This is a genomic window from Pseudenhygromyxa sp. WMMC2535 (assembly GCF_011083025.2).
Window position 1 is genome coordinate 8,520,869 of the sequence record NZ_JABJWV010000001.1, and the last position, 15,872, is coordinate 8,536,740.

Annotated in this window: 13 protein-coding genes; 6 read left to right on the plus strand and 7 right to left on the minus strand. The window is 70.8% G+C overall.

All coding sequences use genetic code 11. The annotated features are described in order from the left end of the window. Positions 1 to 26: 26 nt before the first annotated feature. Both G6O69_RS32895 and G6O69_RS32900 read right to left on the minus strand, forming a co-directional pair. On the minus strand, positions 27 to 488 hold the full coding sequence (locus tag G6O69_RS32895) for a peroxiredoxin (RefSeq protein WP_172307426.1): 462 nt from the start codon (positions 486 to 488) through the stop codon (positions 27 to 29). 87 nt (positions 489 to 575) lie between these two features. Further along, positions 576 to 1,214 carry a sigma-70 family RNA polymerase sigma factor gene (locus G6O69_RS32900; protein ID WP_217909959.1) on the minus strand — a complete coding sequence of 213 codons (639 nt, stop codon included), beginning with the start codon at positions 1,212 to 1,214 and terminating at the stop codon, positions 576 to 578. 94 nt (positions 1,215 to 1,308) lie between these two features. Here G6O69_RS32900 and G6O69_RS32905 point away from each other — a divergent pair, with 94 nt between their 5' ends. Then, positions 1,309 to 4,182, plus strand: coding sequence for a serine/threonine-protein kinase (locus tag G6O69_RS32905; protein ID WP_172307428.1), 2,874 nt, complete (start codon positions 1,309 to 1,311; stop codon positions 4,180 to 4,182). Here G6O69_RS32905 and G6O69_RS32910 read toward each other — a convergent pair. The 3 genes from G6O69_RS32910 to G6O69_RS32920 form a co-directional block, all read right to left on the minus strand. Then, the gene (locus G6O69_RS32910) at positions 4,140 to 5,510 is read right to left on the minus strand and encodes an NAD(P)/FAD-dependent oxidoreductase (protein ID WP_346017112.1); all 1,371 of its coding nucleotides are present in this window, start codon (positions 5,508 to 5,510) and stop codon (positions 4,140 to 4,142) included. The two genes, G6O69_RS32905 and G6O69_RS32910, sit on opposite strands and share 43 nt — an antisense overlap. 65 nt (positions 5,511 to 5,575) lie before the next feature. After that, positions 5,576 to 6,358, minus strand: coding sequence for an NRDE family protein (locus G6O69_RS32915; protein ID WP_172307430.1), 783 nt, complete (start codon positions 6,356 to 6,358; stop codon positions 5,576 to 5,578). Positions 6,359 to 6,426: 68 nt separating this feature from the next. After that, positions 6,427 to 7,635 (minus strand): penicillin-insensitive murein endopeptidase, encoded by a 1,209-nt coding sequence (locus G6O69_RS32920; RefSeq protein ID WP_172307431.1) that lies wholly within the window; start codon positions 7,633 to 7,635, stop codon positions 6,427 to 6,429. Positions 7,636 to 7,787: 152 nt separating this feature from the next. Between G6O69_RS32920 and G6O69_RS32925 the strand changes: the two genes are divergently transcribed. Beyond that, on the plus strand, positions 7,788 to 8,540 hold the full coding sequence (locus tag G6O69_RS32925) for a hypothetical protein (RefSeq protein WP_172307432.1): 753 nt from the start codon (positions 7,788 to 7,790) through the stop codon (positions 8,538 to 8,540). Between the two features lie 168 nt (positions 8,541 to 8,708). Here G6O69_RS32925 and G6O69_RS32930 read toward each other — a convergent pair whose 3' ends face one another. Beyond that, complete coding sequence (locus G6O69_RS32930) at positions 8,709 to 9,788, minus strand: hypothetical protein (protein WP_172307433.1); 1,080 nt, start codon at positions 9,786 to 9,788, stop codon at positions 8,709 to 8,711. 111 nt (positions 9,789 to 9,899) lie between these two features. Then, a complete protein-coding gene (locus tag G6O69_RS32935; RefSeq protein ID WP_172307434.1) occupies positions 9,900 to 10,868 on the minus strand; it encodes a helix-turn-helix domain-containing protein in 969 nt (322 codons plus the stop codon). Positions 10,869 to 11,218: 350 nt separating this feature from the next. On the opposite strand from G6O69_RS32935, the gene G6O69_RS32940 reads away from it, so the two are divergent. The 4 genes from G6O69_RS32940 (at position 11,219) to G6O69_RS32955 (ending at position 15,869) form a co-directional block, all read left to right on the plus strand. Next, positions 11,219 to 11,506 (plus strand): hypothetical protein, encoded by a 288-nt coding sequence (locus tag G6O69_RS32940; RefSeq protein WP_172307435.1) that lies wholly within the window; start codon positions 11,219 to 11,221, stop codon positions 11,504 to 11,506. Between the two features lie 115 nt (positions 11,507 to 11,621). Further along, the gene (locus G6O69_RS32945; RefSeq protein WP_172307436.1) at positions 11,622 to 12,476 is read left to right on the plus strand and encodes a 2,3,4,5-tetrahydropyridine-2,6-dicarboxylate N-succinyltransferase; all 855 of its coding nucleotides are present in this window, start codon (positions 11,622 to 11,624) and stop codon (positions 12,474 to 12,476) included. A 358-nt stretch (positions 12,477 to 12,834) separates the two neighbouring features. Then, the gene (gene hflX / locus G6O69_RS32950) at positions 12,835 to 14,259 is read left to right on the plus strand and encodes a GTPase HflX (protein ID WP_217909960.1); all 1,425 of its coding nucleotides are present in this window, start codon (positions 12,835 to 12,837) and stop codon (positions 14,257 to 14,259) included. Further along, positions 14,256 to 15,869, plus strand: coding sequence for an ATP-binding cassette domain-containing protein (locus G6O69_RS32955; protein ID WP_172307438.1), 1,614 nt, complete (start codon positions 14,256 to 14,258; stop codon positions 15,867 to 15,869). The genes hflX and G6O69_RS32955 overlap by 4 nt, the downstream gene beginning before the upstream one ends. The last annotated feature ends 3 nt before the right edge of the window (positions 15,870 to 15,872 follow it).

Sequence of the window (15,872 nt, forward strand, 5' to 3'; positions counted from 1 at the left end):
CAGCGAGGCGCCGCTCGGGCCCCGACTCAGCGCAGGCGCTCGACCACGCTCAGGGCCTCGGCCACGTGGCGCTTGGCCTGGATCTGCGAGTTGAACACGTGGGCGATCTTGCCTTGCTTGTCGATCACGTAGGTCACCCGCCCGGGCAGCAGGCCGAACATGCTCTTGGGCACGTCGTAGCGCTTGCGCAGCTCGCCGTCGCTGTCGCTGATCAACTTGAAGGGCAGGCGATGGTTGGCAGCGAAGGCCTCGTGGCTGCTCGCGCTGTCACCACTGACGCCGATGACGACGGCCCCGGCCTCGCTGAAGTCCTCGTAGGCGTCGCGGAAGCTGCACGCCTCGGCGGTGCAACCGGGGGTCTCGTCCTTGGGATAGAAGTAGAGCACCACGACGCGACCCTCGGCGCTGAGCGCCGACAGCTCGATGGACTCGCGGTCGTGGGTCTTGGTCGAAAAATCCGGGGCGGGCGCGCCGATGGACAGGGTCATGGCCTGGCCTTACGACGTTCACGGCCGCATGTCACATACCGATCGCGGTGGTGTTCGCGCTGGCACGAGGCGTCAGAGCACGAAGCGTCAGAGCACGCCGCGACCGCGCAGCCCCGCGGCCTCCTGCACCGCCCCTGCCCAGCTCTCGAGATCGGCGTGGACCTCGTCGTCGTCGACCCCCTTGGCGTCGACGCCGGCGATGTGCTGGACCAGGGCCGCCCGCGCACGCCGCAGCCGCGAGCGCACGGTGCCCTCGGGCACGTCGAGGATCTGCACGAGCTGCGGGCCCGTGAAGCCGCGGACATAGTGGAGCTCCAAGACCAGCTGCTGATCGAAGCTCAGCCGACCCAGGGCCTCGAGCAGCACTCGGCGACGCTCCTCGCTGCGAAACAGCGAGCTCGGCGTCCTGCCCGGATCGATCAGCGAGCTGACCCCCGCGGCCGGCTCACTCTTGCCACGCCGACGATAGAGATCGTAGAGCCGCGAGCGCGCCACGGTGAACAGGTAGGTCCGAAAGCTCGAGTCCCCGCGAAAGCCGTCGCGGTGGCGCACGCAGGACAGCAGGGTCTGCTGGACCAGATCCTCGGCGAGGTCTCCGGTCGGCACCTTGTTGCGAAAGAAGCCGTAGAGCTCGTCGAAGTAGCGCGAGAACAGCTCGCTCCCCGCTCGGTTGTCTCCGCCTCGCCAGGCCTCGATCAGCGCCATGTCGTCTCGAGTCGCAATCACCATGCTGATGATGAACTGGACCCTGAAACTTGCCAAACAAACAAAGCCAACTTTTAATCTTGCGTGACACCTCGATCCCCGCCACGTTCAAAGTGTGACGAGCTCCCTGCTCGAGGATGACGTCCAGGATGCGCTCGGGGTGCTCGGCGATCCCTCCGAGGCCGAGCTTCGTCGCGCCCGGGCCCACGCCCACCGGGCGCTCTTTGGCGAGGGCGACGAGGCCCCGCTGCAGATCGGCCGTTACTCGCTGATCGCAAACGTCGGCCACGGCGGCCTCGGGCACGTGTGGAAGGCCCACGATCCCCACCTCGATCGCGTCGTCGCCCTCAAGCTGCTGCGCGCTCAGGCCCTGCGCCAGAGCCCGCGCGCCCGCGATCAGCTGCTCGCCGAGGCCGCGAGCATGGGCCGGCTCACCCACCCGAACATCGTCCGCGTCTACGATCTCGGCGACGCCGACGGTGAGCTCTATGTCGCGATGGAGTTCATCGAGGGCCTGACCTTGCGCAGCTGGCAGGCCCAGCAAAACCCCGACTGGCGGACCTTGCTGCGCATCTATCTTCAGGCCGGCGAGGGCCTCGCGGGCGCCCACGCCGAGGGCCTCGTGCACGGCGACTTCAAGCCCGACAACGTGCTGATCGGCGACGACGGGCGCGTGCTCGTCAGCGACTTCGCGGTGGCCCAGCACCTCAGCCGCGCCCAGGCCTCGCTCGCGGGTAGCGGGCGATCCAGCGGGCGCGAAGCCGCCAGGCTGATCGACGAGGAGAGCTGGCCCGAGGCCGCCGAACAGACCCCCTTCGAGACCAGCCTCGGCGCCCACGCCCTGCCGATCATGGGGACCCCGGCCTATATGGCACCAGAGCAGCTCGACGGCGAGATCGCCGACGCGCTCGCCGATCAATTCGCGTTTTGCGTGGCCCTGTGGGAGGCGCTCTTTGGCGTCCGTCCCTTCAACGGGCGGACCAGAGCGCAGCTGCGCGAGGCCATCGCGGCCGGCCGCCCTCGCCCGCCCTCCGCCGCCACGCGCCTGCCCAAGCGCCTGCTGGCGATCCTCCAGCGCGGCCTGGCCGAAGATCCCGCGCAGCGCTACCCCAGCCTCGGCGCGCTCTTGCACGAGCTCGACGCCCTCGCCTCTCGCCGGCGACGCTGGCTGCTCGGCGCCGGCCTGTCCGCGGTGCTGATCGCCGGCATCACCGGCGTCGCCTTTGGCCTGAGCGTGGAGCCCGAGCCCTGGGAGTGCCCCGTCGACGAGACCTACCCCTACCTCGGATGGCTCGACGACGCCCGCGCCGCCCTGTCTGCGCGCCTGCGCGAAGATCCCGGAGCCCTCGACGCGGCCGCCCTCGACGCGGTCGTCGGCCGCCTCGACACCTTCGCCGCGCGCTGGGATGAGGCGCGCACCCAGACCTGCACGGAGCTCGAGCGCGAGGGCGACGAGGGCATGTCGGCCTTTCACGATCGCGCGCTGTGTATGTACGCCGCCGGCGGGACTTTCAAGTCTTTCCTCGAGATCCTCATGGCCGAGGGGGGGCAGCCGCGCCTCGTCGCCCGCCCGGTGGTCGCCGAGCTCCCGGATCCGCGGCGCTGCGTCATCGACATCAGCGACCCCCAACGAGCCCCGCCGCCCAAGCGCGCGCGCCTCGACCCCGAGCAGCGCCTGCGCCTGGCCCAGGCCCGAGCGCTGAAGCACAGCGCTCGACTCGACGCCGCCCTCGCGATGATCGACGAGCTCGGCGCAGAAGATCCGCCCTCGGCCTCGGTCGAGCTCGACCACGGCCAGCTGCTCAGCCGCCTGGGTGACACGCGCGCGGCCATCCAGGTGCTCGAGCGCGCCTCGGCCCTCGCCGAGCTCGACAACAACCTGCAAGTCGAGGTGCTCACCGCCAGGCACATCGCCGAGCTGCTCATCGAGCTCGACGAGGATCCCGAGCGCGGCCTCGGCTGGGCCGAGCGCAGCGCCCTGCTCGCGGCGCGGATCAACGAGCCGCGCGAGCGCCTGGCCAGCGAGCTGCTCCGCGGCGACGCGAGCTTGCGCCTCGGCGAGGGGGCGCGGGCCATCGAGATCCAGCAGGCCGCCGAGCAGACCGCCGTCGCGGCCCTCGGCCCCGACGATCCCACGCTGTGGCTGGCCGCCGAGCACCTCGCCCGGACTCACGCCGAGCTCGGCCACCGCGACGCGGCCATCGAGCAGCTCGAGCGGGCGATCGCCCTGCGCACCCTCGAGCTCGGAGAGGGCCACCTCGAGCTCGCCGCGCTGCGCGTCCGCGGCGGCCGCTACCTCGCCCTGGTCGGCGCCCGCGAGCAGGCTCGGGCGCTGATCGCCGAGGGCCACGCCGAGCTCGACGAGCAGCTCGGCCGCGGGCACGTCTACAGCCGACGAAGCGCCCGCGCCCTCGCCCGCCGGCTCTACGCCGAGGGCCTCGACCCGGACGCCGAGGCCCTGCTCGCCGGCGACGAGCACCCCGACGCCCTCCTACTCCGCGCCCGGGCGGCCCTCGATCACGCCGAGTTCGAGGGCGCTCGCGCCCTCGTCGAGGCCCTGCGGGCGAGCCTCGACGCCGGCCTGCACCCCCGTGAAGACCGCCTGCACATCGCCGCGCTCGAGCTCGACGGTCGCCTGGCCGCCCTCGCGGGAGACGCCCGTGGCCTCGCCCAGGCGCGAGCCGACGCCGCGGCGATCCTCGCTCTGACCGCGGACGGCGGGCGCCGCCGCGATCGTCCCCGGGGCCTGGCCCTCGAGCTCGATGCGGCCATGCGCGCCGGTGAGCCCGTCGAGCAGCATCGCCACCGCCTCGCCCAGGCCCTCGCCGAGATCCCTGGCCTCGCGCCCGAGCTGCGCGCGTGGGCGCGGGTCCTGCTGTGGCGCAGCGCCCCCGACTCACAGCGCGCGGACGGCCTCGCCGCTGCTCGGGCCGCCCTCGAGCACGCCTACGCCCCCACGCACCCCGCTCGAGTCGACTTCGAGGGCTGAGCCGCCTCGCGCACGGGCGGCAGCTCCTCCGGCGCCGGCGTGGCCCCGGCCTCGGGGTAGCTGCGCCAGGACTTGGACACGATCAGTCGCGCCCCGCGGTTGAAGGTGAGATAGGACCAGGCCCACTGGATCAGCACCAGCACGCGGTTGCGAAAGCCCGTGAGGTAGTAGATGTGGACCAGCAGCCACGTCCACCACGCCGTGATCCCGCCAAAGCGCAGCTTGCCGACCTCGACGATCGCCCGGCTGCGCCCGATCGTCGCCATCTGGCCCTTGTCGACGAACTCGAAGCGGCCGCGGTCTTCACCGGCGAGCTCGCGGAGGATCGCCCGGGCGACGTAGCGGCCCTGCTGCATCGCTACCGGCGCCTGCCCGGGGTAGGGCTTGCCGTCGGGGCCCTCGGCGTGGGCGAGGTCGCCAGCCACGAAGATCTCGGGGTGGCCGGGCACGCTGAGATCGGCGCCGACGTGCACGCGGTTTTGACGGTCGCGCTCGAGGGCGACGTCGCTCTCGAACTCGGCCGCGCGCACCCCCGCGGCCCACAGCACCGTGGCCGCCTCGATCTTCTCGGCCCCCAAGGTCACCCCGCGCGCGTCGACGCCGCTGACCATGCTCCCCGTCCACACCTGCACGCCGAGGGCCTCGAGGTCCCGGGTCGCGCGGCTGGCCAGCGGCTCGGCGAAGCCCGCGAGCAGCCGCGGGCCGCCCTCGACGAGGAGCACCCGGGTGAGCTTGGGATCGATGTTGCGGAAGTCCCGGGCCAAGGTGGTGCGGCTCATCTCGGCGATCGCACCGGCGAGCTCGACCCCCGTCGGCCCGCCGCCGACGATCACGAAGGTCAGCAGGCGCTTGCGCTCGCGGCTGTCCTCGGGGTGCGCCTCGGCCTCCTCGAAGGCCGTGAGCACGCGCCGACGGATCTCCGTGGCCTGCTCGAGGGTCTTGAGCCCCGGGGCGTAGGGCTCCCAGGCCTCGTTGCCAAAGTAGGCGTGCATCGCCCCGGCGGCGAGGACCAGGTAGTCGTACTCGAGCTCGCCGAAGTCTCCCCGCAGGCGCCGAGCCTGCGCGTCCACGGCCTGGACCTCGCCCTGGATCACCCGGGTGTTGCGGTGCTCGCTGAGCAGCCCGCGGATCGGCGCGGCGATGTCCGCGGGGCTCAAGCCCGCCATGGCGACCTGATAGAGCAGCGGCTGAAAGAGGTGGTGATTGCGGCGATCCACGACCACGACCTCCAGGCCCGGCTCGCGCGCGCCACCCAGGGTCTTGGCCGCAGCCAGCCCCGCGAACCCCCCGCCGACGATCACCACCCGCTTTTGCTTGCCTTGGCTCACGGCCTCTTCGATAGCCTGCAAAAGTCTGATGCGCCCGCGCTCTCCAGGCGCAACTTTTTCCGTTGTCATTCCCCAGCGAACAACCTGCGAACCTCGTCTTCGTAGGGCTCGAAGGCGTGCTCGCAGGGTCGCCCTGGCGCGTGCCAGAACGTCACGCTTTCGGGTCGTGGCGCGCCGCGACCCATGTAGACGAGCGTGGACGAGCGCGTGCCGTAGCCGAGGGCTGGCGCGTGCACGCACATCGCGTCGAGGCCCGAGCTGAGCGCCGCCCCCTGGTGATCCCCGAGGTACCCCCGCCAGCCCTCCACGCTGGGCACAGGCCCCGCGCGCAGCGTCCGTGCCCAGCCGCGCAAGCGATCGTGGCGGGCGCTGGGCCCGGCGCCGAAGCTGCGCTCGGTGATCCAGTGGATCCCCGGCTCGAGCGTCAGGCGAGTGAAGCGCTGACCGTCGGACCACAGGATCTTCGCGCCCTCGCGGTCGGCCATCAGCAGGTGAAAGGGGTTGTAGTCCGCGGGGCGCAGCGCGGCCACGGCCGCCTCGGCCTGCACGTGATCTGCCCCGGCGAGGGCCGCGAACACCAGCTCTCCCCGGGAGCGGCGCGAGGCGTCGACCCCCGCCTTACCCGTGAAGCGGTTGGTGATGCCCACGAACACGCCCGCGTCGTTGAGGCCCAGCCAGGTCCCGCCCGCGGCGAGGTCTCGCGGCGCGAGCACCCTGCGCTCGGCGAGCGCACCGGCGGCGAACACCTGCGGCGTCTGGGCCGGGCGGGCGAGCTTCTCGTCGCGGTTGGCCGCGATCACCAGCGGCCGCTCGGGCCACACACCCACGCCGGCGAGGATCGTGCACATGCGTGGCACATAGCGCGAAGCCGCGTCGACGACCAGCGTCGGCGCGGCTCCTGTAGCCCGAAAGACTCTCAGTCTCGAAAGCGCACGTGGAAGTGGTTCACGTGCCCCCGCCAGTGGCGGATGATCCCGTGGTTGCGACCGATGCCGCGGGGATACTGGAAGTACTCGTCGAGCTTGCGCTCCGACATGCCCTGGCTCTTGGCGTGCTCGTAGAGCTGCTTTTGGATCGCGTAGTCGAGGAAGATGTAGCGGACCTCTCCGGTCGCCAGGAACTCCTCGATCAGCGCCCAGGTCCGCTCGAGATCGAGGTTGTCCGCGGTCGCCCCCGAGAAGTGCAGGCGATCGGCGAGCTTGCCGTGGAGGATCACGCCGACGTCGATGTCGTTGCCCTCTTGGTGCGAGCGATGCCCCGCCAGCGGGCCGCCGTCGCGGCGCGAGATGTCGCCGATGCGCAGCTTGGGTCCGCCGAGCTCGCGCTCGCTGTAGCGATCGATCACCTGGCGGATCAGCTGAATCGCCCGCGGCGTGCCCCAGGCGTTGTGCGGCCGCTTGATCACGTATGCGTCGTTCTCGGGCAGCTTGCGGCCCTGGACCAGGCGCCCCGGCTGGGGCGGCTCCGGCTCGAAGCCCGGGACGATCTCGCCAGCCTCGACCACGCGCAGCTTCTGGCCCACGCGCAGCCTGTTGGGATCACGCAGCGCCCCCTCCTGCTGCTCGAGCAGCTCCGCCGGGGTCAGCCCGTGGGCCTGCGCGATGGCGTTGAAGGTGTCGCCGGCCGCGACCAGGTGCTGGGTCTCGAAGGGCTCGCGCGGCGGGATCTCGGGACAGACCGCGAGCTTTTGCCCCACACGGATCAAGTTGGGGTTCTCGGCCAGCTTGGGGTTGAGGGCGATCAGGTCTTTGCTGAGCACGCCGTAACGCCCGGCGATCACCCCCAGGTGCTCCCCAGATGTGACGACGTGCTCGTAAATCGGCGTACGAAAATCACAGGCCTCGTCGCCGCGGCGCTTCTTTTCCTTCGCCCGCGAGCGCTTCTTGGCCCGCGATTTGGGCTGCTTCTTGGCCTGCTTCTCGTCCAGCGCCTCGCTGGGATCCCCCTCGACTTCATCGCCGCTTTCATCACTTTCGTTGGCGTCGTGGGTCTCTCCGTGCTCGGCCTCGTCGTGCTCTGCGGCGCCAGCTGCGGGCTTGGCAGCCTTTGTCGACCCCGGCGTGAGGGCGACGAAAAAGGCACAGAGCAGACCAAGAGATTTCGGGCTGAGGGCGCTTGCGGACATGCGTTCCTCCCAGGGCAAGTCGGGGGCTCGAAGAACGGGTGGGACACGATCCCACCCAACTCGGTCCATAGGACAGCTCGCGCCGCTGGCCAAACTTTCGACAAACCTCGCCTATTGGCCGCGGTCCGAGTACCTTGAAGACTAGGCTCATCATGCGCACGAACCGCCTGATCATTCCCTGCGCCCTCTCCTTGCTCCTACTCACCACCGCATCTTCGGGCTGCGCCGAGACGGGACCCGGCACCCTCGAGGTCGAGTACACCCTCGGCAACAACAAGGCTTGCAGCGACCTCGGCGTGTCCACCGTCGAGGCCCTGCTCGTCCGCGGCAGCGGTGACGAGCGCGAGGTCCTCTACGATCGCCGCACCGCCTGTGGCGGCGCGCTGATCATCGACGACATCGAACCTCAGGCCTACGAGCTCGAGGTCTACGCCTACGACAGCGCCAACGTTGCGATCCTCGACAACCTCTCCGAAGCGACCAGCGCTCGCCGCGTCGAGATCTTCGACGCCTCCGACGCCGTGCGCGACGTCGATCTGACCGAGCGCCCCGCCGAGCTGCGCGTGCGCTGGCGTCTGGGCGAGGGCGGCTTCAGCAGCTGCGAGGGCGTCGGCATCGACAGCTTCGAGATCAAGGCCTTCCGCGAGGGCGGCAGCGGGCTGATCCTCGAGACCACCCTCGACTGCGAGCTCGACGGCGAAGGCTCGGGCAACTGGCGGGTGATCGACGACCCCGAGCGCGAGCTCATCGGCAGCACCTTCGGCGAGGTCGGCATCCAGGCCCTCGACGCCTCCGGGACCGAGATCGGCGCGTCCGCGGCCTTCATCTTCGACCCGGTCGGCGCGGGCTACCCCGTCGAGCTGACCATCGAGTGCGACGAGAACGGCTGCGTCCCGGCCGAGTGAGCCGAAAGCGGCGCTCACCTGCACGCGCGCTGGGAGCCCGTGGTGGAACCCAGCGCGGCTCCTGGTGCCGGGATTTTCGTCGGGGCCGCCAAGATGTGCCTGGCGGTGCGAATTCAAACCGGTCGCCGCTCTAGGAGCCCGGCTGTCGGCCGACGCCCAGCGCGTCGTTCATGATGGACAGTAGGGGTTGGAGTCCGAGAGCAGGAACTCGCAGTTCCCCTCCGTCTCGGGCGCCTCCAGCCAGGCGCAGCAGGGGATGTCGTCGGGGATCAGCGGACTGCTCCCAGGGCACAGCGTCCCCCCCTCCAGGCAGCACTCGAGGGCGTCGGGGCTGAGCTTGTCGTCGCCCGCGGCCTCGTCGAAGCTGGAGCAGTCGTCCTCACAGGTGAGGTCGCAGTGGACCTTCAGGTCGGCCGCCAGGCCGCCCCCGCACAGCTCGCGGCAGCGGTCGTAGTAGTCGTCGAGCGCCGCCTCGGAGACCTGGTCGCCGTCACAAAACTCGGCCGGCTTTTGCACGTCGTTCGAGAAGTCGCCCTCGTCTTGGTAGGCGTCGTCGACCTCGCCATCGCCACAGAAGCTGCACTTGCTGCGGCCCCAGTAGCAGCTGTCGTTGCACGGCCCGATCTCGCCCTGAGCGTAGCCGTCCTTGACCAGGCTCGCCGTGACGTCGAAGAGCGCGCACTCGACCCCCTTGGAGAGGTCGTCCGCGCCGACGCAGACCCCCTGCTCGGGATGGCACAGGTGCCCGAACATGCAGTCGTCATCGCTCTCGCAGGGCGAGGAGTGCGAGTCGCACTCTTCACCGATACCGATGATCCCGTCGCCGCAGACCGAGGGGCAGGCGTCGACGTTGATCAGGCACTCCGCGGTGCAGCCGGCCTGCTCACAGGGTCGCGCGCTCATCAGCTCGCCGTCGCACTCCTCGCCCGGATCGAGCGTGCCGTTGCCGCACTCGGGGCAAGCCGTCAGCTCGCACGCGAGGGGATCACAGACCTCGGCGATACCTTTGTCTCCACACGCCACATAGCGAAAGTCCGGGTGCTTGGGATCGCACTCCTCTGCGTCCTGAATGACGCCGTCGCCACACGACTTGCCGCCCTCATCCAGGCGCCCGCTGAGGTTGCAGCCCAGGCCCACGCCCGCACAAAAGCTCGCGCCCAGGACCAGCGCGCTCGGGCTCAACCACGCGCGCAGCGAGCTCGAGCGCCCTCGATGGGGGCGCGCACATGGAGCCGTGCGGGGGGGCATGAGCGGATTATAGCAACTCGCCATGGACCGCGGACGCGAGCGCGGCGCGGGCTTCGGGCGCTCGACCTGGAGCGGCACCGAAGCCTGCGACGCGCTCGGCCGCGCCTCGACTCAGGCGCTCAAGCCGTAGTTCTTGAGCTTGCGATAGAGCGTGGTCTTGCCGATCCGCAAGGTCCGGGCCGCCGCGCGCTTGTTGCCGCGGTGGTAGGCCAAGGCGCGCTTGATCGCCTCGCGCTCGGCGTGCTCGAGGCTCAGCTGCTCCTCCGGCGAGGGCTGCGAGTCGCGGATCGGCGTCCGCGGCCGCAGCCGCCCCGGGAGGTCGCGCAGCTCGATCTGCTCGCTGTTGCCGGCCGCGAGCGCCTCCTCGACGACCTCCTCGAGCTCGCTGACGTTCCCCGGCCATCGATGGGCGCGCAGGCAGTCGAGGGCCGCGTCGCTGATCCCACCCACCGGGCGCCGGGTCGGCGTCTCGTAGACCTGCTTGAGGACCAGCGACTCGAGATCCTCGATGCGCGTGGCGAGTGAAGGCAAGTCGATGCGGATCGTGCACCAGCGGACGATCCGAGGGTGCAGGCGCAGGCGCCCCTGGGCGCCCTCGGGATCGAGGCGCGTGCCGATGATCAGCCGGCCCAGACCGGTCAGCTCGGGGATGCGCAGCTGCTGCTCGAGGGAGAGCTCCTCGAGCGGGCTGAGGTAGGCGAACTCGCCGATGCGAACCAGCCGCCCGTGCTCGTCGATGACCGCGTCCTCGAGCTGCCGAGTGTCGCGCCCGCCAAAGTAGTGGAGGATCTCGGCGATGGTCCGCTTGCCAGTCCCGGGGTCACCCACGAGGAGCACCGGCTGGTTGCTGCGCACGGCCCTTTGGATCTGCCCCTGAACCCGGCGAGCCGCCGCGCTGCGCCCGATATAGGCCGGCGGCGGGCGACGCTGGCCCAGGTCGTGATGCTCCCCGGCGACCACGGGCGCGGCTACGCCAGTCGCCGCTGGAGCTGCGCCCGCGGACACAGCCGGGCTGGCGCTCGGGCTTTGCGAAGAAGAGGGAGAAGAAGAGGAGGCGTTGGTGAGTCCTTCGTTGGGCATTGGTTGGCTCCTGAGCCATGGAGCCGGGCGTGCGAGGTCCCCAGCGGGCAGGGGTGAGATCCTCTTCTCCCTGCCCAACTTCTGAGTTTACTCACTTGTCTAGACGGTTCGAGACGAGCCGTCAGTGGCCCACATTTCGCCCTAGGGCTCACGGAGACGACCGTGAAGCCAACCGAGGGTGCCATGCGCTGAAAGCGGCGAAATGCGGACCGAGCGACCTCCGAGCCCGGCGAGTTATCGGCACCCATCGCATTGTCGCCAGGACCCAGCTACCGTTTGGGACCCATCAGCGATTCTGGCCCACCGTTGTGGTTCAAGGACCAGAACCAAATCGGGAAAAAAGGAAAGCGATGAAGAAGTACCTCAGCTCCGCCCTCCTCCTTTGCGTCTCCCTCACCGCCGTGAGCGGCTGCACCGCCTCCGAAGAGGACTGCGCGAAGCTCGGCGACAAGTTCGTCGAGTTGTTCATGAAAGAGTCGCAGACCGAAGACAACCCCCTGGGCGAGGAGATCCTCAAGTCCGCCGCCGACGCCGGCCGGACCGAGGTCATCAAGCAGTGCACCGCCGAGCCCCCGCTCAAGAGCAGCATCGACTGCGCCCTCAAGGCCGAGTCGATGTCCGAGCTCGAGAAGTGCTGAGCTGAGCCTCGAGACTTCCGACTTTCAAAAACGCCTCGACCCTGCGGTCGAGGCGTTTTTTTGCGGCTGCGTTCCGCCCTTGTGCATCCGGGACCGGGCGTGCGACATGGGACCCATGAGTGAACTTGGGAGCGAGACCAAGACCCGGGCCGAGCGCGTCGCCGCGGCCTACGCCGACCGCAGCCTGCTCGCCGAGGCCGACTACGCCACGGCCGTACGCGAGACCATCGCCAGCCTCGACCGCGGAGAGCTGCGCGTCGCCGAGCCCCCGGCCGAGGGCGCCGCGCCCGGCAGCGAGTGGATCGTGCACGCGTGGATCAAGCAGGCCATCTTGCTCTACTTCGGCCTCCAGCAGCTCGAGACCATGGAGGTCGGGCCCTACGAGTACTTCGACAAGATCCCGCTCAAGCGCGGCTGGGCCGAGGCCGGGGTCCGCGTGGTCCCGCCGGCCACCGCCCGCGTGGGCGCCTTCATCGAGCGCGGCGCCGTGCTCATGCCCAGCTACGTCAACATCGGCGCGCGCGTGGGCAGCGGGACCATGGTCGACACCTGGGCGACGGTGGGGAGCTGCGCGCAGATCGGCCGCCACGTCCACCTGTCCGGCGGCGTGGGCATCGGCGGCGTGCTCGAGCCGCCCGGGGCCCGCCCGGTGATCGTCGAGGACGGCTGCTTCCTCGGCTCGCGAGCGATCGTCGTCGAGGGCGTGCACCTCGAGGAGGAGGTGGTCCTCGGCGCCAACGTGGTGCTCACCGCCTCGACCCCGGTGATCGACGTCAGCGGCAGCGAGCCCGTCGAGTATCGCGGCCGCGTGCCCGCGCGCAGCGTCGTCATCCCCGGCACCCGCAGCAAGCGCTTCGCCGCCGGCGAGTATCAGCTCGCCTGCGCGCTGATCATCGGCAAGCGCAAGCACAGCACCGACACGCGCACGAGCCTCGAAGACGCCCTGCGCGACTTCTCCGTCGCCGTCTGATCCCCGCCCGATCCAGGCGCCGGATCCAGGCAGCGGATCAGCAGAACTTCGCGCTCGCTCCCCCGCCCACGACCGGGGGGAGCGAGCGCGAAAAAATTTAGTCGTTGCACCTCGCCGAGCCCGGGCTACCCTGCGGGAACATCGGCACCGCCATGTACAACTCGCGCTTCCAGTAAACCCTGCCCCCGCGACCGAGCACCTCGGGTGACTCGATCGCAGCGGCGCTCGCCAGCGGATCCCAGCTCGGCCCATTTGGCCTGCTCTGGAGGATCGGCTCGGTGCATGACGCACTAGCGAGCGCCCCGACACGGTTTTAGCCCGCCGCCACAGCGCGGCGGCGCACGAGGAGCGCGACTGTATGAAATTCCATTCAAATCCCGTGGATGAGCACGCCGAAGTCCCGAGCGCCGACTCGGGTCGCCTCGAGGCGATCATCCAACCTCCCACCTCTTCCCCCTCGCCTTCCCCCTCGCCTTCCCCCTCCCCTTCCCCCTCCCCCTCTCGAGACCCGGCCCTCGACCGCGACACGGGCAACGCCTGCTACCTGGTGTCCGTCGCCGAGCGCGGTGCCTCCCCCGTCCAGATCGAGGCGCAGCTGGCCGAGCTCAGCGGCCTCGTCGAGGCCCAAGGTGACAAGGTCGTCGGCAGCGAGCACCTGCGCCGCGATCGCCCCGATCCCCGGACCTACCTGGGCTCGGGCAGCGCCGCGGCCATCGCCGAGCGGGCCCGGGCCGCGGGCGCCGATCTCCTGGTCATCGACGCCGAGCTCAGCCCTTCGCAGACCCGCAACCTCGAGGACGCCGCGGGCCTGGCGATCAGCGACCGCGAGGGCGTGATCCTCAACGTGTTCTTGCGCCACGCCAGGACCCGGCGCGCGCGGATCCAAGTCGAGATCGCCCAGCTCGAATACCTGCGCCCGCGGATCCGCGGCGTCGGGCTCGACATGGATCAGCAGGCCGGCGGATTGATGAACGCCCGCGGCCCCGGCGAGACGGCCTCGGAGCTCCTCGCTCGCCAGCTCGACGGTCGCCTCGTCGAGCTGCGCAGGCGCCAGGCCAAGCTCGAGCGCGCCGGTGAGATCCAACGCGAGCGCCGCTCGAGCTGCGCCCGGATCGCCCTGGTCGGCTACACCAACGCCGGCAAGACCTCGCTGATGAACGCCCTGAGCGCGGCCGAGCTCCCCGTCCGGGACCGCCCCTTCGAGACCCTCGACACGACCTCGCGCTGCCTGAGCCGCCACGGCGGCGAGGTGATCCTCAGCGACACCGTGGGCTTCATCCGTCGCCTCCCCGATCGCCTGTTGGCGAGCTTCGAGTCGACCCTGGCCGAGGTCCGCGAGGCGTCGCTGCTCGCCCTCGTCGTCGATCTCGGCGACCCCGAGTGGCCCATGCACCTCGAGACCACCGAGGTCCAGCTCGCCCGCCTGGGCGTCGATCAGCGCCCGCGGCTGACGATCTACAACAAGCTCGACACCCTGGCCTCTCCCCCCGACCCCGAGGTCCTGGCCACCCACGCCCGCGGCGGGCCGTTCATGGCCGTCAGCGCCAGCGACCCGGCCACCGTCGCCGAGCTGCGCGAGGCCCTGCTGGCCGCCGCGCGCAGCGACCACCGGCGATCGAGCGCGCAGGTCCCCTATGCCGAAGGCGAGCTGATCGCTGCGATCCACGCGCGCTGTCGAGTCCTCGCCGCCGAGGCTCTCCCCGACGCCCTCGCCCTGACATTCGAAGGTCCGGCCCTCGTCGTCGCCGAGATCGAGCGTGCCCTCGCGGAGGTCCGAGCATGACTGCACATGCCCAACGCGTACGCATCGAGCTCAATGATGTCGACCTCGACACGCCCTCGGGGCGCCCGCTGATCCGCGGCCTGAGCATGAGCCTGGCCGCGGGAGAGCGCGCGGCGCTGATCGGCCGCAACGGCGCGGGCAAGTCGAGCCTGCTCGCCGCCCTCGCAGGCGATCGTGCCCTCGCGGGCGGCGAGCTGCGCCACCATGGCACCCTCGCCCTGGTCCGCCAGCGCCCCAGCCCAAGCGAGGCCCTGCAGATCGCCGCCGAGCTCGACGCCCTGCGCCGCGGTCAGGACCCCTCGGGACCGACGCCCCGCGAGCTCGCCCGCCTGCTCGCCGGCTCGGGCCTCGAGCTCGACACACTCGCGGCGCTCGACCCCCTCGATCGTGCCGACGTCAGCCGACTCAGCGGCGGCGAGGTCCGCAAGCTCCACCTCGCCGCCGCCCTGCTCGCCCGCCCCGATCTGCTCATGCTCGACGAGCCCAGCGAGGACCTCGACGCGGCCGGCCGCGCCTGGCTCGAGCGCCAGCTGCGACCTTGGCCCGGGGCCCTGCTCGTCGTCTCCCACGATCGCCAGCTGCTCGGACAGTTCGAGCACTTCTTCGTGCTCGCCGAGTCGGGCTGCCGCTACCGCCACGGGGACCATGAGCACCTCGCGGCCGAGCTCGACAGCGAGCAGGCCGCCCTCGACCGGCGCTACGCCGAGCGCCTCTCGACCCTGGCCGCGGCCGAGCGCGACAGGGCGCTCGACGAAGCCCGCAGGCGCCGCAAGCAAAACCTCGGCCGGGTCCGCGAGCTTCGCCGCCGGAGCCCCCGAGCCCTGCTCAATCAAAAGCGCAGCGACGCCCAGCAAAGCCGGGCCAGGGCCGCGCGGATCCGAGACGAGCGCGCCGCGGCCATGCGAGGCTGGGCCGCCGCCGCACGCCGAGCCCTGCGGGTGAAGCTGCCCCTCGACGCGCTCACGATCACCTTGCCCGATCCTCCCGCGCGCCCTCTCCTGCGCCTGCGCGACGTGGGTGCGAGCGTCGCAGGGCGGGCGCTCTTTCGCGGCCTCGACCTCGACGTCGGCCGCGAGCGCGTGGCGATCACCGGGGCCAACGGCAGCGGCAAGACCACGCTCCTGGAGATCATGCTCGGCGCCCGCGCGCCGACGAGCGGCGTGGCCGACGTCGAGCGGACCAGCGTGGGTGTCATCGGCCAAGCCGCGCTCGACTGGGCCAGCGAAGACAGCTTGCTCGAGCGCCTGCTCTCTGGTCCAGACGCGGGCCCAGGCACCCTCGACGCGGCCGCCCAGGCCCTCGTCGCGCATGGTTTTCCCTTTGCCCTGGCCGAGCGGCCGCTGGCCTCACTGAGCCCCGGCGAACGGGCTCGGGCGGCGCTGATCTGCCTGTTTCGACGCCAGCCGCCGCCGCAGCTGCTCGTCCTCGACGAGCCCACCTTCAGCCTCGACGCCCTCGGCCGCGACGCACTCGCTAGCGCGCTGCGCCGCTGGCCTGGCGGGTTGGTTGTCGCCAGTCATGACCACGACTTTCTCGATGCGGTGGGCTTCGATGTGCGTGTCGAGCTGGGCCGGCTCGGAGATGGGGATGGGTGCGTCGTGAACGCGTAGGCA